This is a genomic window from Microbacterium sp. CGR1, from assembly GCF_051062835.1.
GTDB lineage: Bacteria > Actinomycetota > Actinomycetes > Actinomycetales > Microbacteriaceae > Microbacterium.
Genome location: NZ_JAOTPG010000001.1, coordinates 511488 through 532980, shown reverse-complemented (window position 1 = coordinate 532980; position 21493 = coordinate 511488). Strand labels below are relative to the sequence as shown.

Sequence of the window (21493 nt, the reverse complement as noted above, 5' to 3'; positions counted from 1 at the left end):
CACTCGACATTTCAGACTAGCGAAATCACCTGTGTGTTGCCCACGAGGGCATGCCTGATCGTCCCGGCACGTCGTGACGATCAGGCATCGCCCGGTCGATAACCTTGCATCATCCGCATCTCCGAGGAGCCCTGATGAAGATCCACAACCCGTTCCGCACCGCCCTCGTGGCGACGCTCGGCGTGGGGCTGGGAATCCTGCTGATCGGAAGCGTCGAGAGCCTGTCCACCGTGCTGCTCTACGTCGGCACTGCCCTGTTCCTCAGCCTCGGTCTCGACCCGCTCGTGTCATTCCTCGAACGCAAGCGACTCCCCCGCTGGCTCGCGGTGCTGATCACGATCCTGGGTGTGCTCGGTATCTTCGCGGGGATCATCCTGATCGTCATCCCGGTGCTCGTCGACCAGATCTCCCAGCTCATCGCGCAGATCACTGCCATCGTCCAACGCGACACATTCCTCGCCGACCTCCGAGAGTGGATGGTCGACACCTTCCCGAATCTGAAGGTGGACGACGTGTTCGCCTACGTGACGAACTGGCTCGAGACGAATCTCACCCAGATCGGGGGGTCCATCGGCCAGAGCGTCCTCGCAGCCAGCGGCGCCGTCGTCAGCGGCCTCTTCGGGGCGTTCATCGTCCTGATCCTGACGATCTATCTGACGGCCTCCACGCCCTCGCTGAAGCGAGCCGTGTATCAACTCGCCCCCGCGTCGAAACGCGAGCGCTTCATCGACCTCGCCGAGCAGATCACGGACTCGGTCGGCTACTACGTCATGGGTCAGGTGACCCAGGGTGTCATCAACGGCGTCCTGAGCATGATCTTCCTGACGATCATCGATGCGCCGTTCCCGGCCGTGCTCGCGGTCGTCGCCTTCTTCTTCTCGCTGATCCCGCTCGTGGGAACCCTCACAGGCTCGACGATCATCGTGCTCGTCTGCCTCATCCCCGGTCTCGGTTCCCCCGCCACCGCGATCGCGGCGGCGATCTACTACCTGATCTACATGCAGATCGAGGCGTACGTGATCTCGCCGAGGATCATGAGCCGCGCTGTATCTGTCCCTGGAGCAGTCGTCGTGGTCGCGGCACTCGCGGGAGGAAGCCTTCTGGGGCTCCTGGGCGCGCTCATCGCGATCCCGGTCGCGGCCAGCATCCTGATCCTCTACCGCCAGGTGCTGATCCCGCGGATGAACGAGCTCTAAGCCGCCGGCCACTCGTTCGGCAGCGGCAGTGCCGCAGGATTCACCGCAGCGACGATCTCGGTGAGGACGCGCCTGGTCTGGCTCTCCCCCACCCAGAGGTGCTTGCCGCCCTCGACGGCGATCAGGTTCGCATGCGGGATCGCCGCGAACCGCTCTCGCGCCTCGGCCGGACGGAGGTAGTCGTCGAGCTCAGGAACCAGGATGACGACCTCGACATCCTCTCCCGCCCATGCGGCGACCTCGGCTTCGGTCGCGCGATGGAGCGGCGGCGACAGGAGGATGATCCCCTCGACGTCGTGCTCTCGCCCGTATTTGAGGGCGAGCTCCGTGCCAAAGGACCAGCCGAGCAACCACGGGCGCGGAAGGCCGCGCTCATGGACGAAATCCATCGCCGCGGCGACGTCGAACTGCTCCGCCGCTCCCCCGTCGAACGCACCATCGCTGGTGCCCCGAGGCGACGTGGTGCCGCGCGTGTTGAATCGCAGGACCGCGATGTCGGCCAACGCCGGAAGCCGTGCAGCAGCCTTTCGGATGATGTGCGAGTCCATGAAGCCACCCGCCGTGGGCAGCGGGTGGAGTGTCACGAGAGTGGCGACCGGGTCGGATGACTCCGGAACCGCCAGTTCACCCACGAGCGTCAGCTCATCCGCCGTCTCCAGCACGATGTCCTCGCGCCGGGCAGGAAGCTCGAGTGGTCCACGGATCTCGATGCTCACGCAATCCTCCAACAGTGTGTGTGCCAATGCCGCCGGGCGGCGAGATCTGCGGCGTCACCGAGCACGCCGTCCGCGCGCCAGATCACGAGATGAGCGGTGCCGGGCGCGACGGTGCGTCCGCAACCGGGGCAGATGTAGTCCTTGAGCGCCTGTGCCGCCGATACCGGCTGCACGGTCCACTCGGAGCCGCGGCGCACCTCAGTGCGTTTCCAGGACGCCAGAAGACGATCGAGTGAGTCCTCGGTGTCAGGGCGCGCCGGACGGCGTCTGCGGGAGCGGGCCATGACGGCCGCTCACCACCAGTGGTTGTTCGTCCAGAAGGCGTGCGCGCCTGCCCAGCTGCCGTATCGCCCGGTCGCATATCCCGTCGCCCAGCGCAGGTTGTCGACCGGGTCGTATCCGTTGCCGGGCACCTTGCTGCAGGGCAGCGCCTGGACGAGACCGCAGGCACCCGACGACTTGTTCGTCGCGTTAGGGTTCCATCCGCTCTCACGCGAGACGATGTAGTCGACGTAACCCCAGTCGGACTCGGCGATGCCCGCAGCAGCCATCCACTCGGCAGGAGCGCCGCCACCGGTGTAGAAGAGCGGTGCAGAGCTGGTGGACTTCGACGAGGAGCCGGAAGACGCCGTCGTCGGCGTCGGGGTCGGTGTGGGCTTCGGGGTCACGTAGACCGAGAATGTTCCTCGCTGGATGGGCGCGATGGCCGCGCCCTCGACCGAGACGGTGAGGTTCTGGGTCTCCGTGAGCGCCACGGAGTACGCCGACTCGGGGCTCGCCTCGGCGGGCTGCTCTGCGAGGGCGACACCTGTCGGAGCGACTATCGCCGCCGCGAAGCCCACGACGGCGAGTGCGCTGAAGAAGCCCACGACGCCGCGGCGGCGGCTGCCCTTGCGCGCCGAAAGAGTCGCCGATGCGGGCACAGGCGTGACGTCGTTTCGCTGGGGAGTCATGTCGTTTCGGGAGTTCACGATGAGAGGCAGTCTACCCGCTGCGGTCTGAGACGGCCATCGGAACGCTCAGCGAACAGCCAGGATCACGTCCACGGCCGCATCGAGCAGGGCATCGACCTGCTCTTCGCGATAGCCGCCACGCTGCATCCGGAACGCCGCAGCGCGCAGCTGCTCGGCCGTCAGGGGCTCGCCATCGCGCAGATAGCGGGCGATGCGCGTGCCCACGTGATCGACCTCGTCGATGCGGTAGCCGAAGGTGAGGACGCCGGTGCGCGCGAAACGGTGACGCTTCGGGCGGGCCAGGTGATCGAGGATCACCTGCGCGTCGTCACGTGCCTGCTCGACCCATGCACCCGCTCCACGAGAGCGGACCACTCGATCTCGAGCGCGCGCGGCCAGCGCGTCCTCGACCCGGCCCAGCGCTGCATCGACCTCTGCCACGACATAGCCGTTCTTGACGAGGGGGAACGATGCCACCCGCACATCCGCCGCGCCCAGATCGTCGGCGTCGCTCTCGAAAGCCGTTCGCGCAGCCGCGAGGAAGGTGTCGACCGCGGCGCGGTGATAGCCGCGCACACGGCCGCTCGTGAGCGAGAAGGCGGGAGGCGCCTCGACGGCATCGTTCGCTACCTGCACGTCGTCGGAGACCATCACAGCACCACCCAGGAGGAGAAGAGGAAATAGAGGCACAGCGCGGGCACCGTGGACGGCAGGATGCTGTCCAACCGGTCGAGGAGCCCGCCGTGCCCCGGAAGCCAGGAGCTCATGTCCTTGATGCCGAGGTCGCGCTTCAGCATCGACTCACCGAGGTCGCCCAGCGTCGCGGACAGCAGGATCGCGACGCCGAAGATCACTCCGATCCACCACGGGATATGAAGCAGGAAGATCGCGAGGAGAACACCGGCCGCGATCGACCCGACCACCGCACCTCCGAAGCCCTCCCACGTCTTCTTGGGGCTGATCTTGGGAGCCATCGGATGCCGTCCGAAGGCGAGACCTGCGGCGTATGCGCCGGTGTCGGCGACGACGGCGATCGCGATGAAGCTCAGCACCCACCACTGACCGCCCTCCTGCTTCAGCAGGATGAGGGCGACGGCGGCGAGGAACGGGACGTAGATCTGCACGAAACCGCTGATGACGGCATCGGTGAGCACGTCGCCGTACGTTCTGCCGTCCTTGGCGATCATCTGCGCGACGAGTCGCCAGACGATCACGAACGCGACGGCGAGGAACAGCATGACCCAGACGAGCCAGAGATCGAGGAAGAAGGCGGAGAGCACGAGAAGGGTCGCGGCGATGAACTGCGGCACCACGTCGATCCGTCGTCCCGACGCGCGAAGGGCGAGCGAGAGCTCGTAGACGCCCAACAGGGCGGCCGCCAACGCGAAAGGCACGAACAGGACCTTGATGAAGAGCAGCGAAGCGAGCAGCGCTGCACCGAACGCGAGACCGATCAGCGTCGCGAGGATCAGGTCGCGCCCAGTGCGCTCCTTGATGCGCTCATTGGCTTGATCGAGCTGGCCCCGAGCGTGCGAGACATGGTTGCCCAGCTCGTCCCTGGCCGCTCTCCACTGCTCGCGGATGGCGTTGTGATCGGCGGTGTCCAGTGTGGACGCCGTGACCACGGGCACCTCTGCGGGCAACGGAGGCCGCGGCGGGATGCTCGTGGTGTCGAATGCGGGGAAAGCATCGTCGACCAGGGGGATGCCGCCGGTCGGGGTCGACGAGTCGCGCGCCTCACGACGCGTCTGCGGCTTGTCGGTACCGTCACCGGTGGAGTCGTCGGACATGCCGCCTACACCTCGAGGAGTTCGGCCTCTTTGCGCTTGAGTGCGTCGTCGATCAGGTCGACGTGCTGGCGCGTGAGGGCGTCGAGTTCCTTCTCTCCCCTGGCGATCTCGTCTTCGCCGAGCTCGCTCTTCAGGGCATCGAGCTCATCCTTGCCCTTGCGGCGGATGCCTCGGACGTGGACCTTGGCGTCCTCCGCCTTGGTCTTGACGAGCTTCACGTACTCCTTGCGACGCTCGGCAGTGAGCTCGGGCATCGTGACCCGAACGAGATTGCCGTCGTTGGTGGGGTTCGCGCCGAGGTTCGGCATATCGCGAATGGCCTGCTCGATGCCCTTCAGCGCCGACTTGTCGTACGGCGTGATGATGAGCGTGCGCGCTTCCTGGTTCGCGAGTGAGGCGAGCTGCGCGAGCGGAGTCGGCGTTCCGTAGTAGTCGACCAGGACCTTCTGGAAGAGCTGCGGGTTCGCACGACCCGTGCGCACCGTGGAGAAGTCCTCCTTGGCGGCCTCGACGGCTCGTGCCATGCGGGAGGTGGTTTCAGCGAGGACATCCGCGATCACGGTGACTCCTATCGTCGGGGTGTTCTGAAATTCTATCGGGCCGGGCCCTCGAGCACCGGCAGGCGCTCAGGCCGTGACCAGAGTGCCGATGTGCTCGCCGAGGAGAGCACGCGTGACGTTGCCCGCGGGTTCCATGCCGAAGACGCGCATGTCCATGTTGTTGTCCATGCACAGGCTGAACGCCGTCGAGTCGACGACCTTGAGTCCGCGCTGGAGGGCGTCGCGATACGTGACGCGCTCGATGCGCTCAGCATCCGCGTGCTTGTTCGGGTCGGCGGTATAGATGGCGTCGACGCCGTTCTTGGCGACGAGGACCTCCTCCGCGCCGATCTCGAGAGCACGCTGCGCGGCGACCGTGTCGGTCGAGAAGTACGGCAGGCCGGCGCCGGCGCCGAAGATCACCACGCGACCCTTCTCCATGTGACGCTCCGCGCGCAACGGGATGTAAGGCTCGGCCACCTGCGTCATCGAGATCGCTGACTGCACGCGTGTGGGGGCCCCTGCCTGCTCGAGGAAGTCCTGGAGAGCGAGAGCGTTCATCACCGTGCCGAGCATGCCCATGTAGTCGGCGCGCCCGCGGTCCATGCCGCGCTGGCTGAGCTCCGCGCCACGGAAGAAGTTGCCACCACCGACGACGATGGCGATCTCGACGCGGTCGACCGCTGCGGCGATGTCGCGAGCGATCTGGCTGACGACGTCGGGGTTGACACCGAGCTGGCCGGCGCCGAACGCCTCACCGGAGAGCTTGAGAAGAACGCGGCGGCGTCCTGTGCGGTCGGTCATGGGGTGATCCTCTCGTCCCGATTCAAGATAGTGCCTTCTGGGCATGAAGAAGGGGTCCGGATCGCGTTGATCCGAACCCCTTCGACGATGTTACGCGCCGACCTTGAAGCGCGCGAAGTCCGTCACGGTGATACCGGCGTCCTTCGCCACCTGGGCGACAGAGAGCTTGTTGTCCTTCGCGTAGTCCTGCTCGAGCAGGGCGACCTGCTTGATGAACGCGGAGACACGGCCCTCGACGATCTTGGGCAGAGCCGCTTCCGGCTTGCCCTCGTTGCGGGAGATCTCGGTGACGATCTCGCGCTCCTTCTCCACAGCGTCGGACGGAACGTCCTCGCGGGAGAGGTACGACGGGTTCGCGAACGAGATGTGCTGCGCGATGCTGCGAGCGGTCTCGGCATCGTCACCCGAGTAGGCGACGACGACACCGATCTGCGGCGGCAGGTCCTTGCTCGTGCGGTGCAGGTAGACCTCGACCTTGTCGCCCGAGACCGTGCGCACGCGACGCAGTTCGACCTTCTCGCCGATGATCGCAGCCTCTTCCGAGATGACCTGCTCGACGCTCTTGTCGCCCGCCTGGGCGGCGAGACCGGACTCGACCGAGTCCGCCTTGACCGCTGCAACGGCGTCTGCGACCTTGTCGGCCAGTGCGATGAAGCGCTCGTTCTTCGCGACGAAGTCCGTCTCGCAGGCGAGCTCGATCAGCGTCACTGCGCCGTCCTGCTCGCGAGCGACGATGAGGCCCTCGCTGGTGGAACGGTCAGCACGCTTCGCGTTGCCCTTGGCACCCTTCAGGCGCAGGATCTCGGTGGCCTTCTCGACGTCTCCGTCAGCCTCCTCGAGCGCCTTCTTGGTGTCGACCATTCCCGTGCCGAGCTGCTCACGCAGCGCCTTGAGGTCGGCGATGGTGAAGTTGGCCATGTGTGGTGGCTCCTTGCTTCGTGATGTGTGTGGTGGTCGCGGAATTACTTGGCGTCTGCTGCCTCGGCGGCGGCGACCTCAGCGGTCTCCTCACCGGAAGCGGCGGCGATCGCCTCGTCGTGTGCCTCAGCACCGGCCTCGTCGGCAGCGGTCTCATCGGCAGCAGGCGTCTCGACGACAGCAGCCTCGTCGGCAGCGGTCTCGACGACCTCTGCTGCGTCAGCAGACTCCTGAACGGGAGCCTCGAGAAGCTCCTTCTCCCAGTCGGCGAGCGGCTCAGCGTCGCCCGTCTCGGGGTTGTGCTTCTGCTGCAGGCCCTCTGCCGCGGCGTCCGCGATGATGCGGGTGAGCAGCGAGACCGAGCGGATCGCGTCGTCGTTGCCGGGGATCGGGTACTGGAAGTCGTCCGGATCGGCGTTCGTGTCGAGGATGCCGATCACGGGGATACCGAGCTTCTTGGCCTCGTCGATGGCGAGGTGCTCACGCTTGGCGTCGACGACCCAGATGGCGGACGGCGTCTTGGTGAGGTTGCGGATACCGCCGAGCGACTTGTGCAGCTTGTCGAGCTCGCGCTTCTTGAGAAGCAGCTCCTTCTTCGTGAAGCCGCTGTTCGCCGGGGTCTCGTAGTCGAGTTCCTCGAGCTCCTTCATGCGTGCGAGACGCTTGGAGATCGTCTGGAAGTTGGTGAGGAGCCCACCGAGCCAGCGCTGGTTGACGAAGGGCTGACCCACGCGGGTCGCCTGCTCGGCGAGGATCTCCTGAGCCTGCTTCTTCGTGCCGACGAAGAGGATCGTGCCACCGTGGGCGACGGTCTCCTTGACGAAGTCGTAGGCCTTGTCGATGTAGCCGAGCGACTGCTGCAGATCGATGATGTGGATGCCGCTGCGCTCGGTGAGGATGAAGCGCTTGACCTTCGGGTTCCACCGACGGGTCTGGTGTCCGAAGTGCACGCCGCTGTCGAGCAGCTGGCGGATGGTGACCACAGCCATGGTCGTCTCCTTGTTCCGGCGCGGTTCTGCGCCATTGAGGTTGTCAAGTCGATCGGACGATCGAACTTCCTGGTGCCCGGCGCACACCCGCCTGCTCGGAAGCAGGACCTGTGGGAGTGGATGCCACGACCGGAGTCGCTCTGGGCACGCGTAGTCACCCCGAGATCGAGGTGCTCCCCCAGCATACAGGATGCTCGGACGCCACTGGCCCTGCACCGCGAAGCGCGCCCGGGGGTTCTGCGCACTTTCTGCGACGATTCGCCCGACGTCCGCTCGAGCGCGGCGGGACACCCGGATGATGGCCCGATGGCCATCCGTCGTCGCATCCTCGCCATCATCCTGTTCGTCGCCCTGCTGAGCGTCGGCTCGTATGTCCCTGCGAACGCTCGCACGCCATCCGCCACCACAGCGTCCACCTCCCCGCCCTGGACGTGGCCGTTCGACGCAGCGCGCGCGGTCGCGAAGCCGTATCGGGCGCCGGCGCACGAGTACGGAACCGGACACCGCGGCGTCGACATCGTCTCAGCACAGAGCGGTACCGTCCGCGCACCGGCTGACGGAGTCATAGCGTTCCGCGGAACCGTGGTGGACCGTCCGCTGATCACGATCGAACACCCGGGCGGGTACGTGTCGACGTTCGAGCCGGTGACCTCCGATCTCTCCCCCGGAGACATCGTGGCCGCCGGTGACGAGATCGGCATCGTCGCATCGGGCGGCCATGCGTCGCCGGGCACGATGCATCTCGGCGTGCGATTCGATGGCGATTACGTCAACCCCATGCTCCTGTTCGGAGAGGTGCCGCGCGCCGTGCTCCTCCCCTGCTGCGATCCCCTGTGAGCCACGCCGGCTCGTCGCGGTAGGTCGCTTCCAACGTCCTCGTGACGTCCCGGCGACGCCTCCCTCAAGAGGCCTCACGCTCGCGGATGCGCCAGTCGATAGGTGGCCGTGAGCCGTTCAGCGGATACGTGCGTGTAGATCTGGGTGGTGCCGAGGCTGGCGTGTCCCAGAATCTCCTGCACCGCCCGCAGGTCGGCACCGCCGTCGAGCAGGTGCGTCGCCGCGGTGTGCCTGAGGGCGTGCGGCCCGACCGTGTCGGCCCCGACGTAGGGCGCGAGCACCTCTGCGACGAGCGAGTACACGGCTCGGGGGCCCACCCGCGCACCCCGCGTACCCAGGAACAGGGCGGGAGTAGGGCGTGCGGCCCGCGCGACGTGCACGGGCCGACCACGGGTGAGGTAGGCGCCGATCGCGTCTCTCGCCGGGGCGCCGAACGGGACCACGCGCTCCTTGGATCCTTTGCCGAGGACGCGGGCGGTGCCGCGGTCGAGGTCGAGATCGTCGACGTCAAGTCCACAGAGCTCGGAGACACGGATGCCAGCGCCGTAGAGGAGCTCGAGGATCGCATGGTCCCGCAGCTGGCCCGGCTCCCCTGTCGACGCTGCCGTCCGTTGCACGTCGAGGAGGGTGGTCATTGCATCCTGGGAGGCGATCGTCGGCAGAGTACGTCCGCGCTTCGGTGCGACGAGACGCAGGCTCGGATCGTGAGGGATGAGCTCGTGTTCGTGCGCCCAGGCGAAGAACGACCGGGCTGCGGCCGCTCGTCGCGCGAGAGTCGAGCGGGCGTCACCGCGCTGGGTAGCCCGCCAGAGCCAGTCCCGCAGAGTCTCGAGCGACATGTCTTCCACGCCGAGCTCCCCGATCGTCAGGGCGAGATCGTGCAGGTCCGACCGGTATGCCCGAACCGTCGCGGGCGACAGCCTCCGCACCTGCTCGAGGTGATCGGTGAAGGCCTGCGCCGCAGCCGCGAACTCCATGGATCCAGCTTGCAGGAGCGGGCAGCAGCATCGCGTCAGCCGCGCCGCCCGACTTCACCTGCCTTGCGCCACCCGCCTTCGACGCGTCTGACCACGCCGTCCAGCTCAAGGACTCCGAGCATCGCACTCACCTTGTCGGGCGCGAGTCCCGAGCGCCGACAGATCTCGAGAACCGGTAGCGACGAGCGACCGGTGATCGCATCGAGCAACCGCACTTGATCGGGGTCGGATCGTTCACGGTCTTCCACCGCCGGCAGTGTGCCTCCCCAGAGTTCGCGGATCTCCGCAGGAGTGGTCACGCAGCGCGCGTCATACTCGCGCAGAAGGCGGTGACATCCGGCGGATGCCGCAGACGTGACAGGACCCGGCACTGCCCCGAGCGGGCGACCCAGCGCTGCCGCGTGCCCTGCGGTGTTGAGCGATCCACTGCGCCAGCCCGCCTCGACGACGACCGTCGCCTGGCTTACTGCGGCTATGAGCCGATTCCTCGCCAGGAATCGCCATTTGGTCGGCGCAGTGCCGCACGGCACCTCACTCGCCACGGCGCCCGTGTCGACGATGCGTCGTAGCAGCTCCCTATGTCCTTGGGGGTAGGCGCGATCGACTCCGCCGGCCAGGAACGCGACTGTGCGGCCATCCACGCCGAGCGCCGCCCGGTGGGCGGCGCCGTCGATGCCGTAGGCACCACCTGAGACGACGACCGCGCCGCTCATGGCGAGGTCACCTGCGAACTCTGCGGCGAGCATCTCCCCGTAGCCGCTCGCCGCACGAGCACCGATGATCGCGACGCGAGGCTCGGCGGAGAGGAGCATCGGGTCGCCTCGCACCCAGAGCAGTGTGGGCGCGTGCTCGCCGAGGTCGTCAAGAGCGATCGGCCAGCTCGCGTCGCCAGGAAGGAGAAGTCTCGCTCCGACATCGCGCGCACCTCGAATCGCCTCCGCGACGGCTCGCGTATCAGCACGCGCCCTCCATCTCGCGCGTCCCTCAGCGAGTGCCCGTCCGCCCGCCCCCGACGGCGCACTATTTCGATCTGCAAGTGCGAGATCCAGGGCATCGTGAGCGCCGAGCTCTGCGATGAGAGCGCCCGCCACGCCGTCGCCCGGTTCCGCGAGAACCGACCATGCGACCCTCTCGAGCGCTTCCGCATGCTCCCCGCGGGGCCGCATCTCGTCGAGCGCCGCACGGACATCGGGGTCTTGCCTCAGCGATTCGATCATGATGTGTATCCCCTCTTCAGAAACAACGCACGTCCGACCTCGTCGCGCCCGGGCTTGTCGATCCCCTCCAGGTCCGCCATCGTCCACGCCAGTCTCAGAACGCGGTCGTAGCCCCGAAGGGTGAGCGCGCCCCGTTCCAACGCACGGTCGAGCGGTGCTCGGGCAGACGCCGCGAGTCGCAGATCGGGCTGACGCAACCGCGCACCGGGCACTTCGCCGTTGCGACGCCACGATGTTCCTTGCCAGCGTGCGACGGCCCGTTCTCGGGCCCCGACGACGCGTTCGCCGGCCAGGGCAGTCGTTACGGGAGTCCGTTCGGCCATCGCCTGGACTGCGGATACACGCGCCACGTGCAGTTCGATGTCGACGCGGTCGCGCAACGGGCCCGAAAGCCTCGTGGCGTATCTGCGGATCGCCAATGACGGGCACACGCACTCGGAACCCCGGACCCCGTAATTGCCGCACGGGCACGGATTCATGGCGAGGACCAGCTGGAACCGTGCCGGGAACAGCGCAGTCACCCCTGATCGACTCACCTCGATCGAGCCGGATTCGAGTGGCTGTCTCAGTGCGTCGAGTGCGACACGTGAGAACTCTGCGGCTTCGTCGAGGAAGAGCACCCCGCGGTGCGCTCGCGAGATGGCGCCGGGCCTGACCGCGCGCGATCCTCCACCCACGAGCGCAGCCACCGACGCGCTGTGATGCGGCGATTCGATCGGCGGAGTGACATCCAGTCGCCGCACGGAGTCACCGGTGAGGGAGCGGATCGACGCCACCTCCAGCGCTTCCTCCTCGGTGAGGCTCGGCAGAATGCCGGGGAGACGCCTTGCGAGCATCGTCTTGCCCGCACCCGGTGGCCCGCTGAGGAGCATGTGGTGGCCGCCGGCAGCCGCGACGATGAGTGCCTGGACAGCGTCCTCCTGACCCACGACCTCGGACAGGTCCAACGACTCGACAGGCTCGTGGGCGGCGGCGGTCATGACGACCGGGTCGACCTCGAGCACGGCGACTTCGGCTCCGTGCCACACAGCCACCTGCGAGAGCGTCGTGGCGGCGCGCACCTCGATATCAGGCACGAGCGCTGCCTCTGCCTCGTTCGCGGAGGGGACGATCACCGTGTCGAACCCCGCCCGGGCTGCCGCGAACACAGCGGGCAGGACGCCGGGTACCGGGCGAAGCCTTCCGTCCAATCCGAGCTCGCCGAGATGCACGGTTCGAGCGATGGAACGCGGTGACAACGAGCCGCCGGCCGCGAGTGCCGCCACAGCGATGCTCAGGTCGAAGCCGGAGCCCTGTTTGGGAAGGCTCGCCGGTGAGAGGTTGACCGTCAGTCGGCGGCGTGGAAGATCGAGCGCGCTGTTCTTGCACGCATTGTGCACGCGCTGCACGGCTTCTGCGAGCGACTTGTCGGGGAGACCGATGATCTTGAAGTCAGGGGTCTGTTTCGACAGGTCCGCTTCCACCTCGACCATGTGGCCGTCGACACCCGTCAGGGCGACGGCCCAGGTTCGCGCCGTCGTCACGACAGTGCCACGAGATGCTCGAGTGTGGCACACGAGGGGTCCGCGCCGATGATCCCGATCGCATCGATCCGGATGGTCATCCCTTGCGCGCTCTCGGCATGGTCCGCAGCCCAGGCGTGAGCCAGTTGCCACAGGCGGCGCAGCTTGCGAGCGTCCACCGCCTCGAACGGATGACCGAAGGAATCGCTTCGTCTCGTCTTCACTTCGACGACGGCGAGGTGCGCGCCGTGGGATGCGACGATGTCGATCTCTCCCTGAGCACACCGCCAGTTGCGATCGAGGATCCTGTACCCGAGAGTCTTCAGGTACCGAACCGCCTGCTCTTCACCGGCTCTGCCGAGGTCGTCTTTCGCTGCCATGACGACAGACTGCCGACCGCAGTCGATGATCTTCGCGGCGGATGTGCCGTTCGCCCGGCGTGCAGGGAGAGCCCGTCAGAACGAGCGACTGTGCAGAAGGGGTCATTCCCCGTCGAGCGACAGCTCCTGCGGCAGCTCGAACTCGCGGCGCTGGAGTTCTTCGACGTTGACGTCCTTGAAGGTGAGCACGCGCACGGCCTTCACGAAGCGGTCGGCGCGGTAGATGTCCCACACCCACACGTCGCTCATCGAGATCTCGAAGTAGAAGTCGTGCTCGGTGTCGCGGCGCACGACATTGACCTCGTTGGCCAGATAGAACCGGCGCTCGGTCTCGACCACGTACTGGAACTGCGCGACGACGTCACGGTATTCGCGGAACAGCGCGAGCTCGAGCTCGCGGTCGTAGTCGTCGAAGGCTTCCTCATCCATGATGTCTCCATCCTAGAGTCGGCGGCGCATCGATGCCGCACGGAGCCTCAGAACAGCGTCGGAGCATCGGCGATCGCCCAGGAGGAACGATGATGCGGGGACAGCCCGAGAGCGCGGATCGCACCACGGTGCTCCAGACTCGCGTAGCCCTTGTTCCTGTCCCATTGGTAGGCCGGATGGCCTTCGTGAAGCTCAGCCATGTAGGTGTCCCGCGCGACCTTCGCGATCACGGACGCCGCGGAGACCGACGCGCAGTCCCTGTCCGCCTTGATCACCGGACGGACGCGAAGCGGCACGGGATGGACGGCAGACACGTAGTCGTGGTTGCCATCCAGGAGCACGACTGCGCTCTCGATCGCGATGCCCTGGTCGACGATGCTCTGCACGGCTCGAGACGCCGCGAGTCCCAGCGCACGCATGATGCCGACTTCGTCGACCTCCGACGAACTCGCCCACCCGACGCCGGACGCCTGGACCCAGGCGGCCGCTCTCGCGGCGACGTCGGGCCGGCGTTTCTCCGTGACGAGCTTCGAGTCACGGAGACCCTCGGGGACTCGGCGGCGTGATCCGGCGGCGTCCATCGCCGCGGCTCCGACCGCCACGGGACCGGCCAGCGCCCCACGTCCCACCTCGTCGAGGGAGATGATGAGGTCGCACTCGGTCAGCAGTCGACGCTCCAGGGTGAGCTTGGGTGCGACGACGGTCATTCTGAGTCCGGAACGCCGTTGAAGCTGTCGTGATGTCCGTCGATGGTCCCCATGCGGTCGAAGGGCCAGGTCGTGAGGAACGCCTTGCCCACGAGATTCTCGAGGGGGACGAAGCCGCCGCTGGGAAGGTCCTGGTGCGCGCGCGAATCGCGCGATCGATCGCGATTGTCGCCCAGCACCCAGATCGATCCTTCCGGCACGACGACGTCGAACGGCTCGTTCGAGGCTGCCGTGTCGCCGTCAGGAAGGTTGAGATAGCTCAACTCGTCGATCGGGGCCCCGTTGATGGTGAGCTGGCCGAGTGCGTTGCAGCAGACGACATGATCGCCGGGAAGCCCGATCACGCGCTTGACCAGATGGTCCTGCGAGTCGGTCGCGGAGATGCCGACCATGTTCAGGACCCAGTCGAATGCCTGGATGAGCGGGGGCTGCGCGGGAGTCTGCACCTGCCCGTCGAGCCAGCCACCCGGGTCTTTGAACACCACGACGTCGCCACGCTCATACGAGGTCCAGCGCGGTGTGAGCTCATCGACGAGGATCCGGTCGTTGACGAGCAGTGTGCGCTCCATGGATGCCGACGGGATGTAGAAAGAGCGGACGACGAACGTCTTGACCACGAAGGAGACGAGCGCGGCGATGACGATGATCACGAGCACGTCGCGCAGGAACACGAGGAATCCACGACGACGTTTGATCGGTGGCGTGGACGCAGGCGCGGAGTCAGTCGTCATCAAGGTTCCTTCACAGTCTCACACCGCTCGGAGACGGCAGTAACTAGGGTCGCACACCCGGCGGAAAACACAGCACCCCGGGACATCGTGTCCCGGGGTGCTGTGGAGAACATGCGCGTCAGTTGAAGCGCTTCTCCTTGATCTTCGCCTTCTTGCCACGCAGCTGGCGGAGGTAGTAGAGCTTCGCGCGACGCACGTCACCGCGGGTGACGACCTCGATGTGGTCGATCACCGGGGAGTGCACCGGGAACGTACGCTCGACGCCGACCTGGAAGCTGATCTTGCGAACGGTGAAGGTCTCGCGCACACCATCGCCCTGGCGGCCGATGACGACGCCCTTGAAGACCTGGATACGCGAGCGGGTGCCCTCGGTGATGTTCACGTGCACGTTGACCGTGTCACCGGGGTTGAATACGGGAACGTCGGAACGCAGCGATGCTGCGTCGACGGCGTCGAGGATCTGCATGATCGTCTCTCTCTGCACTCGCCTCAGGACGGATGCATGATGTAGGAAGGAACAAGAAGGGGTGTGTGCTGAACGGCGCCTAAGCGTCCGCGGGCTCCCCTGAGGCAGAACCGGTCACGGCACAAACATTCATTCTGCCATGGATGCCGCGCACGGCCAAAACAACGCGAAGTGCGGTGTCACTCCCTGGCGTCGCGCTCCCGCACCACGATGACCTCGTGCGCACGCGTCGCGGGCGCCGGCTCATCGACGCCGGGGACGGTGGACCAGGCGATGGTCTCGCGGAATCGCGCACCGCTGCCCTTGGCCTCGTTCCACAGCTGCCACAGCTGCAGCCACACGAGGCCGATGCCGACGACGATCGCGGCGGCGAGCAGCCAGCCGAATGCGCCGTCGATGAAGCACCCGACGGCGATCGTCAGACCATGCCAGAGGGTGAATCCTCCGACGTCCCACCAGGACACGGCACGATCGGCGCGCACCGAAGGGCGGGATCGTGTGAGGAGAGTGAGCAGAAGCTGCCCAACGAACACGGACGGGATCGCGATGAAGAGGACCCAGAGGATCGTCCACCCGCCCTGGAGGACTCCCCAGCCGATCAGGAGCCAGAGCGGCAGGAGGAACGCGGCCGGAACCAACCACCGGAAGAACGCCTGACGCAACCACATGTCACAGATCGTACGACGCCCCCTTCGCCCCTGCCCCGGTGTTCGCTGTGAGCGCGCGGACGCCGGAGGTGCACGCATCGGCGAGAATGGAGAGGACGAGAGGACACCCGATGATCGAACTGCGCACCCCTGCCGAGATCGATGAGATGCGCGCCGCGGGGCGCTTCGTGGCTGAGACCCTGGCGACCCTGCGCGACGAGACGAAGGTCGGCACCAACCTGCTGTCGATCGATCGACGAGCGCACGACATGATCCGGAAGGCGGGAGCGGAGTCGTGCTACATCGACTACCACCCCTCGTTCGGCGCGAGCCCGTTCGGCAAGGTGATCTGCACATCGATCAACGACGCGGTGCTCCACGGACTCCCCCACGACTACACACTGCGCGACGGGGACCTGGTCTCGCTCGACTTCGCCGTGTCCGTCGACGGGTGGGTCGCCGACTCGGCCGTCTCCTTCATCGTCGGCACTCCCCGCGACGAGGACCTCAGACTCATCGACACGACCGAGCGCGCCCTCGATGCCGCGATCGCGGCTGCCGTCGTGGGCAACCGGATCGGCGACATCTCGGCCGCGATCGCCGCCGTGTCACACGGCGAGGGGTACTCGATCAACACCGACTTCGGCGGGCACGGCGTCGGCCGAATCATGCACGGTGACCCGCATGTCCCGAACGACGGGCGCGCAGGGCGCGGCTTCCCGCTGCGCGAGGGACTCGTGTTCGCACTCGAGCCCTGGCTGCTCCAGACGACCGACGAGCTCATCACCGACCCCGACGGCTGGACGCTTCGCAGCGTCGACGGCTCCCGAGGTGCTCATTCGGAGCACACGGTAGCCGTCACGGCCGACGGCCCGATCATCCTCACCGACCGCACATTCCTCGGGGTCGACTGATCACACGCCCTCGCGTCAGGCGCGTCGGTAGAGGAACACGTCCGTCACGAGGGAAAGGTCGAACTCGTCGCGCCCACGAGTTTCAGGATCGGCGTCCAGGACGGCCTCGATCTCGGCGAACATGCGCGCGCGTTCGTCGTCATCCGCCACGAGGAAGCTGCTCACCGTCGACCATCGCCGAAGATAGCCCTCCCGCCGGATTCGCTCCGTCCAGTGGATCTGCTCGTGTCGGACGTGGACGAAGCCGGGCAGCTCGTCGGCGGCCGAGCTCGTGGTGCCGTCCTCCTCGGCCACCGCGGGGTGTGCGATGCGATGCGCCGCTCTGTCCCAGGCGCTCTCCGGGTCGGAGTGGTTCCAGACCAACCCGAGGGCACCGCCGGGCACGAGCACTCGAGCGATCTCCGCACACGCGGCCACTCGATCGAACCAGTGGAGGGCCTGAGCGACGGTCACGACGTCCACGCTGCTGTCACCGACCGGGATCCGCTCGGCACTTCCCTGCAGCGCCTCGACGGCGGGGAGCTTGACCGTCAGGACGTCCAGCATCGCCGACGACGGTTCGACAGCGACGACGCGCTCGGCCCGCCCCTGGAGCAGTTCCGTGAACTTCCCGGTGCCGGCTCCGAGATCGAGCGCAGCACGCACGGGCGTAGGCATGATCAGGTCTGCCGAAGCCTGCGGGAAACCCGGCCGGTAGCGGTCGTAATCCGCGCCGATGCGTTCGAATGACTTCGCGAGAACCTCGTCGACCATGCTCCGACGGTATCAGCCGAGGGTGAGATCGCTCCGCCGCGATCGGTGCGACTATGCCATCCTGAGTGCATGATTCCGCAGGACCGCCGCGTGCCTGAGCACCTGTTCCTGGTGAGGCACGGGCAGACCCGGTGGAACCTGGAACACCGTCTGCAGGGGCAACTGGATTCGCCGCTGACAGACGACGGCGTACGCCAGGCGAGGAGCATCGCCGAGCGCCTCTCCGGACGAGGGATCACGACGGTGTGCTCGAGCCCGCTCGGCCGGGCGCTGCGAACCGCCGTCATCATCGCCGATCGCCTCGGTGCCGATCTCGTCGAGGTCCCTGAGCTCGCGGAGGTCCACCACGGCGACATGGCCGGCCTGACCTGGGATGAGATCGATCGACGATTCCCCACCGCGCGCGAGGACCGCGCAGCGAACCGCTATGGATGGGCCTTCCCCGGAGGGGAGAGCTATGCGCAGGCGCGGGCGCGAGCACGCCGGGCGCTGTCATCGTGCGGATGGGCGACGGCCGGCATCCCGCTCCTGGTGAGCCACGAGATGCTCGGCAGGATGCTCCGGGGCGACCTCCGAGGCCTGGATGCGGCATCCGCCCTGTCCCTCCGGCATCCGCAGGACGTCGTGTTCGAGATCGACCACGGCATCGAGACGATGCTCTAGGCGTCGTCTTCCGCAAGCAGGTCGGGACGACGGCGACGCGTGCGCTCGAGCTGCTGCTCGCGCCGCCACGCGGCGATGACCGCGTGGTTGCCGCTCAGCAGCACGTCGGGCACCGAGCGATCGCGCCAGACCGACGGCTTCGTGTACGACGGGTACTCGAGCAGGCCGTCCTCGTGGGACTCCTCGACCAGGCTCTCGGGATTGCCGACCACTCCGGGGATCAGGCGTCCGATGGCCTCGATCATCGCCATGGTCGCCACCTCGCCGCCGTTGAGGACGTAGTCTCCCAGGCTGACGAGACGGACCTCACCCAGCGACGCCGCGTACTCGAAGACCCGCTCGTCGATGCCCTCGTACCGGCCGCAGCCGAAGATCAGGTGATCGCGGGTGCTCAGGTCGCGTGCGGTGGCCTGAGTGAAGACCTCACCGGCCGGCGAGGGGAAGATGATCGTGGGTCGAGTCTGCGTCGCCTCGTCGCTCGATGACGCGAGCTCGTCGAGCGCGAGGCCCCAGGGCTCGGGCTTCATGACCATCCCGGCACCACCGCCGTACGGGGTGTCGTCGACGGTGCGGTGACGATCGGACGTCCACTCGCGTAGATCGCGCACGCGGAGATCGAGGATGCCGGCGCTCTGCGCCCTCCCGAGGAGGGAGAGCGTCAATCCGTCGAAGTACGACGGGAAGATGGAGAGGACGTCGATGCGCACGGGAGGAACCGTCCCGGCGGTCACTCGGAAGCGTCGGAGTCCGAGGACTCTCCCGCATCCGCTGTGTCGGTCGGGTCCGGGAGCTCTTCGAAGAGGCCGGGAGGCGGAGTCACGATGACGCGCCCCGCTCGGACGTCGACGCTGGGGACGATCGCCTGGACGAAGGGCACCATGATGTCCTGATCGCCGGATCGGACGATCAGGAGATCCTGGGCGGGGAAATGCTCCACGCGCACGACCTTGCCGACGACGACCTCGTCGCGGACCACGTCGAGACCGACGAGCTGGTGGTCGAACCATGCGTCGTCCTCGACCTCGTCGTCGTCCTGATCGATCCAGAGGATCGCGCGGACGAGTGTCTCGGCACCCTCGCGGTCGTCGACGTCCTCGAGGAACACGACCGGGTTGCCGTTCATCACCCGGTACTCGCGGACGACGACAGTCTTGCCGTGCCACGGAGATGCCTCGGGCACCTGCAACGTGAACTCGGCTCCCGGAGTGAAACGGCGCTCCGGGTTGTCGGTATAGAGCTCCAGCTTGAGCGCGCCCTTGAGGCCGTGGGCCTTGACGAGACGCCCTACGCGCAGCTGGTTCTTGCCCTGGTTGCGATCTTTCGCCACCACGTCAGTCGTCCGCGACGTCGACGCGGACACGACGCCCATCAGCCAGCGCGGAGATGAGCGTACGCAGTGCCTTGGCGGTGCGGCCGCCGCGCCCGATCACGCGTCCACGATCATCGGGGTGCACACGCACCTCGAGGAGATCGCCTCGCGGCGAGGTGGACGAGTTGATACGCACATCATCCGGGTGATCGACGATCCCCTTGACGATGTGTTCGAGCGCGGCGGCGAGCACGACGGATTACTCCGAGTCGGCTGCGGGAGCCTCAGAGGCCTCCGCGTCGGCCTTGGCGGGAGCCTCCTCAGCGGGAGCCTCCACCTTCTTCTCAGCCTTGGGCTTGACGACGGACTTCTTGGACGCGTCGATCTCGAACGGAACCTTGGGCTCCTTGACCTTGAGCGTGGACTTCGCGTCCTTGTCGCCCTTGAACTTGCCCCAGTCGCCCGTGATCTTGAGAAGGGCGGCGACCTGCTCGGTCGGCTGCGCGCCGACGGAGAGCCAGTACTGCGCACGCTCGGAGTCGATCTCGATGAACGAGGGCTCCTCAGTGGGGTGGTACTTGCCGATCTCCTCGATCACGCGACCATCGCGCTTGGTCTTCGAGTCGGCGACGACGATGCGGTAGTACGGCGCACGGATCTTGCCCAGGCGCTTGAGACGAATCTTGACAGCCACGATTCTCCTGAATTGTGTGGAAGTTGACGAACCGGTCGCCTGGAGAGTGGGGTGCACACCCGGCGGAAGCTCAAAGAGGGAGGACGAATGCTGGATAGAGGGTCGAGCAGGTCGTCCGACCTTCTATTCTGCCAGATGCGCGGCCCAGGCGCGAAACGCGGCGACATGGCGGTTGCCGTGTCGCCGACAGCGCGTGTCAGACTGTGCTCGTGAAGCTCGATTTCGCGCCATCCGCGCGGTCCACCGTCGGCCTGGAGTGGGAGATCATGCTCGCCGATCCGGTGAGCGGTGATCTGGTGGGTCGTGCGCCGGAGCTGCTCTCGGCACTGGAAGCAGAGAGTGAGGATGAGCGGCACACCGTGACCGGCGAGCTGCTCACCAACACCATCGAGGTCACCAGCGGCATCGGCGACTCCGTCGCGCACGCGGTCGACGACATCGCCAATGCGATCGCAGCCGTGCGAACCGCCACCGACCCCGCGGGCATCGAGCTGCTCTCCGCCGGCAGCCACCCGTTCGCCCAGTGGTACGACCAGGAGGTGACCGACAAGACCCGCTATCACACCCTGATCGAGCGGACCCAGTGGTGGGGTCGCAACATGATGATCTGGGGCATCCACGTGCACATCGGGGTCGAGGATCAGCGCAAGGTCATCCCGATCATCAACGCCCTTTCGGGTTACCTCCCCCACCTTCAGGCGCTCGCGGCGTCGAGCCCGTTCTGGGCCGGAGAGCGCACAGGATACGCTTCTAACCGCGCACTCGTCTTCCAGCAGCTGCCCACCGCAGGACTCCCCTGGCCCCTTCAGGACTGGTCGGAGTACGAGGCCTACCTCGACGACATGGTCCGCACCGGTGTCATGGCCGACGCCACGGAGGTGCGGTGGGACATCCGTCCTGCGCCACGCTGGGGCACCATCGAGATCCGCGCGTGCGACGGCCTGTCGACCCTGCCGGAGCTCGCCGCCGTCGCTGCTCTGGTCCAGGTGCTCGTCGAACACCTCTCACGAGAGCTCGACGAGGGCCGGACCCTGCCGCAGATGCCGGCGTGGTACCACCGCGAGAACAAGTGGCGTGCAGCGCGCTACGGCCTCGATGCTCGCGTGATCGTCGACGCTGCCGGCACGCAGCGCCCTGTCCGCGACCATCTCGCTCAGGTGATCGAGGACCTGGCCCCGGTCGCCGTGGAGCTCGGATGCGTGCGCGAGTTCGGCAGCATCGGGACCATCCTGAACGACGGTGCGAGCTACGAACGTCAGTTGACGATCGCGAATGCGACCGGCGGAGATCTGGGGGCTGTCGTGCAGCATCTCATCCGCGAGTTCCGCTCGGGCCCCGAGGCCTCGACGGAAGAAGACTGAG

At 66.9% G+C, this 21493-nt stretch carries 28 protein-coding genes; 5 read left to right on the top strand and 23 right to left on the bottom strand.

The window, feature by feature from the left end; translation table 11 throughout:
* The first annotated feature begins 134 nt into the window (after window positions 1–134).
* Window positions 135–1196 (top strand): AI-2E family transporter, encoded by a 1062-nt coding sequence (locus tag OD997_RS02620; protein ID WP_434330230.1) that lies wholly within the window; start codon window positions 135–137, stop codon window positions 1194–1196.
* Here the strand turns inward: OD997_RS02620 and OD997_RS02615 are convergent.
* The 9 genes from OD997_RS02615 to rpsB all read right to left on the bottom strand — a co-directional run bounded on the left by OD997_RS02615 (window position 1193) and on the right by rpsB (window position 7905).
* Window positions 1193–1906, bottom strand: coding sequence for an alpha/beta hydrolase (locus OD997_RS02615; RefSeq protein WP_434332322.1), 714 nt, complete (start codon window positions 1904–1906; stop codon window positions 1193–1195). The two genes, OD997_RS02620 and OD997_RS02615, sit on opposite strands and share 4 nt — an antisense overlap.
* Before the next feature lie 2 nt (window positions 1907–1908).
* Entirely contained in the window at window positions 1909–2196 is a 288-nt protein-coding gene (locus OD997_RS02610; protein WP_434330229.1) for a hypothetical protein, read from the bottom strand.
* 9 nt (window positions 2197–2205) lie between these two features.
* The gene (locus tag OD997_RS02605) at window positions 2206–2865 is read right to left on the bottom strand and encodes a transglycosylase SLT domain-containing protein (protein WP_434330228.1); all 660 of its coding nucleotides are present in this window, start codon (window positions 2863–2865) and stop codon (window positions 2206–2208) included.
* A gap of 66 nt (window positions 2866–2931) precedes the next feature.
* Window positions 2932–3516, bottom strand: coding sequence for a DivIVA domain-containing protein (locus tag OD997_RS02600; RefSeq protein ID WP_434330227.1), 585 nt, complete (start codon window positions 3514–3516; stop codon window positions 2932–2934).
* Window positions 3516–4655, bottom strand: a complete 1140-nt coding sequence (locus tag OD997_RS02595; RefSeq protein ID WP_434330226.1) for a phosphatidate cytidylyltransferase — start codon at window positions 4653–4655, stop codon at window positions 3516–3518. Before OD997_RS02595 ends, OD997_RS02600 begins: the two co-directional genes overlap by 1 nt.
* Window positions 4656–4660: 5 nt before the next feature.
* A complete protein-coding gene (gene frr / locus OD997_RS02590) occupies window positions 4661–5215 on the bottom strand; it encodes a ribosome recycling factor (protein ID WP_056307900.1) in 555 nt (184 codons plus the stop codon).
* Between the two features lie 66 nt (window positions 5216–5281).
* Entirely contained in the window at window positions 5282–5998 is a 717-nt protein-coding gene (gene pyrH, locus OD997_RS02585; RefSeq protein ID WP_056307902.1) for a UMP kinase, read from the bottom strand.
* A gap of 90 nt (window positions 5999–6088) precedes the next feature.
* Complete coding sequence (tsf, locus tag OD997_RS02580) at window positions 6089–6916, bottom strand: translation elongation factor Ts (protein ID WP_056307904.1); 828 nt, start codon at window positions 6914–6916, stop codon at window positions 6089–6091.
* 44 nt (window positions 6917–6960) lie between these two features.
* Window positions 6961–7905 carry a 30S ribosomal protein S2 gene (gene rpsB, locus OD997_RS02575; protein ID WP_434330225.1) on the bottom strand — a complete coding sequence of 315 codons (945 nt, stop codon included), beginning with the start codon at window positions 7903–7905 and terminating at the stop codon, window positions 6961–6963.
* A 306-nt stretch (window positions 7906–8211) separates the two neighbouring features.
* Between rpsB and OD997_RS02570 the strand changes: the two genes are divergently transcribed.
* The gene (locus OD997_RS02570) at window positions 8212–8742 is read left to right on the top strand and encodes a murein hydrolase activator EnvC family protein (RefSeq protein ID WP_434330224.1); all 531 of its coding nucleotides are present in this window, start codon (window positions 8212–8214) and stop codon (window positions 8740–8742) included.
* 74 nt (window positions 8743–8816) lie between these two features.
* On the opposite strand, the gene OD997_RS02565 is transcribed toward OD997_RS02570, so the two are convergent.
* The 9 genes from OD997_RS02565 to OD997_RS02525 all read right to left on the bottom strand — a co-directional run bounded on the left by OD997_RS02565 (window position 8817) and on the right by OD997_RS02525 (window position 15819).
* Entirely contained in the window at window positions 8817–9719 is a 903-nt protein-coding gene (locus OD997_RS02565) for a tyrosine-type recombinase/integrase (protein ID WP_434330223.1), read from the bottom strand.
* Window positions 9720–9754: 35 nt separating this feature from the next.
* Complete coding sequence (gene dprA, locus OD997_RS02560) at window positions 9755–10936, bottom strand: DNA-processing protein DprA (protein ID WP_434330222.1); 1182 nt, start codon at window positions 10934–10936, stop codon at window positions 9755–9757.
* A complete protein-coding gene (locus OD997_RS02555) occupies window positions 10933–12459 on the bottom strand; it encodes a YifB family Mg chelatase-like AAA ATPase (protein WP_434330221.1) in 1527 nt (508 codons plus the stop codon). The genes dprA and OD997_RS02555 overlap by 4 nt, the downstream gene beginning before the upstream one ends.
* Window positions 12456–12818 (bottom strand): YraN family protein, encoded by a 363-nt coding sequence (locus OD997_RS02550; RefSeq protein ID WP_434330220.1) that lies wholly within the window; start codon window positions 12816–12818, stop codon window positions 12456–12458. The genes OD997_RS02555 and OD997_RS02550 overlap by 4 nt, the downstream gene beginning before the upstream one ends.
* A 102-nt stretch (window positions 12819–12920) precedes the next feature.
* The gene (locus OD997_RS02545) at window positions 12921–13247 is read right to left on the bottom strand and encodes a DUF2469 family protein (RefSeq protein ID WP_042541663.1); all 327 of its coding nucleotides are present in this window, start codon (window positions 13245–13247) and stop codon (window positions 12921–12923) included.
* A gap of 47 nt (window positions 13248–13294) precedes the next feature.
* Window positions 13295–13954 carry a ribonuclease HII gene (locus OD997_RS02540; RefSeq protein ID WP_434330219.1) on the bottom strand — a complete coding sequence of 220 codons (660 nt, stop codon included), beginning with the start codon at window positions 13952–13954 and terminating at the stop codon, window positions 13295–13297.
* Complete coding sequence (lepB, locus tag OD997_RS02535; RefSeq protein WP_434330218.1) at window positions 13951–14685, bottom strand: signal peptidase I; 735 nt, start codon at window positions 14683–14685, stop codon at window positions 13951–13953. The genes OD997_RS02540 and lepB overlap by 4 nt, the downstream gene beginning before the upstream one ends.
* Before the next feature lie 118 nt (window positions 14686–14803).
* Window positions 14804–15151: a 50S ribosomal protein L19 gene (rplS, locus tag OD997_RS02530; RefSeq protein WP_056311713.1), complete on the bottom strand. Its 348-nt coding sequence runs from the start codon at window positions 15149–15151 to the stop codon at window positions 14804–14806.
* A 179-nt stretch (window positions 15152–15330) separates the two neighbouring features.
* Window positions 15331–15819 (bottom strand): MFS transporter permease, encoded by a 489-nt coding sequence (locus OD997_RS02525; protein WP_434330217.1) that lies wholly within the window; start codon window positions 15817–15819, stop codon window positions 15331–15333.
* Window positions 15820–15929: 110 nt separating this feature from the next.
* Between OD997_RS02525 and map the strand changes: the two genes are divergently transcribed.
* A complete protein-coding gene (map, locus tag OD997_RS02520) occupies window positions 15930–16712 on the top strand; it encodes a type I methionyl aminopeptidase (RefSeq protein ID WP_434330216.1) in 783 nt (260 codons plus the stop codon).
* Window positions 16713–16727: 15 nt separating this feature from the next.
* On the opposite strand, the gene OD997_RS02515 is transcribed toward map, so the two are convergent.
* Window positions 16728–17465 (bottom strand): class I SAM-dependent methyltransferase, encoded by a 738-nt coding sequence (locus OD997_RS02515; protein ID WP_434330215.1) that lies wholly within the window; start codon window positions 17463–17465, stop codon window positions 16728–16730.
* 69 nt (window positions 17466–17534) lie between these two features.
* Between OD997_RS02515 and OD997_RS02510 the strand changes: the two genes are divergently transcribed.
* Complete coding sequence (locus tag OD997_RS02510) at window positions 17535–18128, top strand: histidine phosphatase family protein (RefSeq protein WP_434330214.1); 594 nt, start codon at window positions 17535–17537, stop codon at window positions 18126–18128.
* On the opposite strand, the gene trmD is transcribed toward OD997_RS02510, so the two are convergent.
* Genes trmD through rpsP form a run of 4 tightly spaced genes read right to left on the bottom strand, consistent with a single transcriptional unit; the run spans window position 18125 to window position 20131 of the window.
* Window positions 18125–18835 (bottom strand): tRNA (guanosine(37)-N1)-methyltransferase TrmD, encoded by a 711-nt coding sequence (trmD, locus tag OD997_RS02505; protein WP_434332321.1) that lies wholly within the window; start codon window positions 18833–18835, stop codon window positions 18125–18127. The genes OD997_RS02510 and trmD overlap by 4 nt on opposite strands.
* Before the next feature lie 20 nt (window positions 18836–18855).
* Window positions 18856–19458 carry a ribosome maturation factor RimM gene (gene rimM, locus OD997_RS02500; RefSeq protein ID WP_056307929.1) on the bottom strand — a complete coding sequence of 201 codons (603 nt, stop codon included), beginning with the start codon at window positions 19456–19458 and terminating at the stop codon, window positions 18856–18858.
* Window position 19459: 1 nt separating this feature from the next.
* Complete coding sequence (locus tag OD997_RS02495) at window positions 19460–19690, bottom strand: RNA-binding protein (RefSeq protein WP_210097820.1); 231 nt, start codon at window positions 19688–19690, stop codon at window positions 19460–19462.
* 6 nt (window positions 19691–19696) lie between these two features.
* Window positions 19697–20131, bottom strand: a complete 435-nt coding sequence (gene rpsP, locus OD997_RS02490) for a 30S ribosomal protein S16 (protein WP_434330213.1) — start codon at window positions 20129–20131, stop codon at window positions 19697–19699.
* A gap of 209 nt (window positions 20132–20340) precedes the next feature.
* On the opposite strand from rpsP, the gene OD997_RS02485 reads away from it, so the two are divergent.
* On the top strand, window positions 20341–21492 hold the full coding sequence (locus OD997_RS02485) for a glutamate--cysteine ligase (RefSeq protein WP_434330212.1): 1152 nt from the start codon (window positions 20341–20343) through the stop codon (window positions 21490–21492).
* The last annotated feature ends 1 nt before the right edge of the window (window position 21493 follow it).

Excerpts from the sequence above, each read along its gene's own strand:
- OD997_RS02620 (WP_434330230.1), top strand. The coding sequence starts at position 135 with ATGAAGATCCACAACCCGTTCCGCACCGCCCTCGTGGCGACGCTCGGC.
- OD997_RS02610 (WP_434330229.1), bottom strand. The coding sequence starts at position 2,196 with ATGGCCCGCTCCCGCAGACGCCGTCCGGCGCGCCCTGACACCGAGGAC.
- OD997_RS02605 (WP_434330228.1), bottom strand. The coding sequence starts at position 2,865 with ATGACTCCCCAGCGAAACGACGTCACGCCTGTGCCCGCATCGGCGACT.
- OD997_RS02600 (WP_434330227.1), bottom strand. The coding sequence starts at position 3,516 with ATGGTCTCCGACGACGTGCAGGTAGCGAACGATGCCGTCGAGGCGCCT.
- OD997_RS02595 (WP_434330226.1), bottom strand. The coding sequence starts at position 4,655 with ATGTCCGACGACTCCACCGGTGACGGTACCGACAAGCCGCAGACGCGT.
- pyrH (WP_056307902.1), bottom strand. The coding sequence starts at position 5,998 with ATGACCGACCGCACAGGACGCCGCCGCGTTCTTCTCAAGCTCTCCGGT.
- tsf (WP_056307904.1), bottom strand. The coding sequence starts at position 6,916 with ATGGCCAACTTCACCATCGCCGACCTCAAGGCGCTGCGTGAGCAGCTC.
- rpsB (WP_434330225.1), bottom strand. The coding sequence starts at position 7,905 with ATGGCTGTGGTCACCATCCGCCAGCTGCTCGACAGCGGCGTGCACTTC.
- OD997_RS02570 (WP_434330224.1), top strand. The coding sequence starts at position 8,212 with ATGGCCATCCGTCGTCGCATCCTCGCCATCATCCTGTTCGTCGCCCTG.
- OD997_RS02565 (WP_434330223.1), bottom strand. The coding sequence starts at position 9,719 with ATGGAGTTCGCGGCTGCGGCGCAGGCCTTCACCGATCACCTCGAGCAG.
- dprA (WP_434330222.1), bottom strand. The coding sequence starts at position 10,936 with ATGATCGAATCGCTGAGGCAAGACCCCGATGTCCGTGCGGCGCTCGAC.
- OD997_RS02550 (WP_434330220.1), bottom strand. The coding sequence starts at position 12,818 with ATGGCAGCGAAAGACGACCTCGGCAGAGCCGGTGAAGAGCAGGCGGTT.
- OD997_RS02545 (WP_042541663.1), bottom strand. The coding sequence starts at position 13,247 with ATGGATGAGGAAGCCTTCGACGACTACGACCGCGAGCTCGAGCTCGCG.
- OD997_RS02540 (WP_434330219.1), bottom strand. The coding sequence starts at position 13,954 with ATGACCGTCGTCGCACCCAAGCTCACCCTGGAGCGTCGACTGCTGACC.
- lepB (WP_434330218.1), bottom strand. The coding sequence starts at position 14,685 with ATGACGACTGACTCCGCGCCTGCGTCCACGCCACCGATCAAACGTCGT.
- rplS (WP_056311713.1), bottom strand. The coding sequence starts at position 15,151 with ATGCAGATCCTCGACGCCGTCGACGCAGCATCGCTGCGTTCCGACGTT.
- OD997_RS02525 (WP_434330217.1), bottom strand. The coding sequence starts at position 15,819 with ATGTGGTTGCGTCAGGCGTTCTTCCGGTGGTTGGTTCCGGCCGCGTTC.
- map (WP_434330216.1), top strand. The coding sequence starts at position 15,930 with ATGATCGAACTGCGCACCCCTGCCGAGATCGATGAGATGCGCGCCGCG.
- OD997_RS02515 (WP_434330215.1), bottom strand. The coding sequence starts at position 17,465 with ATGGTCGACGAGGTTCTCGCGAAGTCATTCGAACGCATCGGCGCGGAT.
- OD997_RS02510 (WP_434330214.1), top strand. The coding sequence starts at position 17,535 with ATGATTCCGCAGGACCGCCGCGTGCCTGAGCACCTGTTCCTGGTGAGG.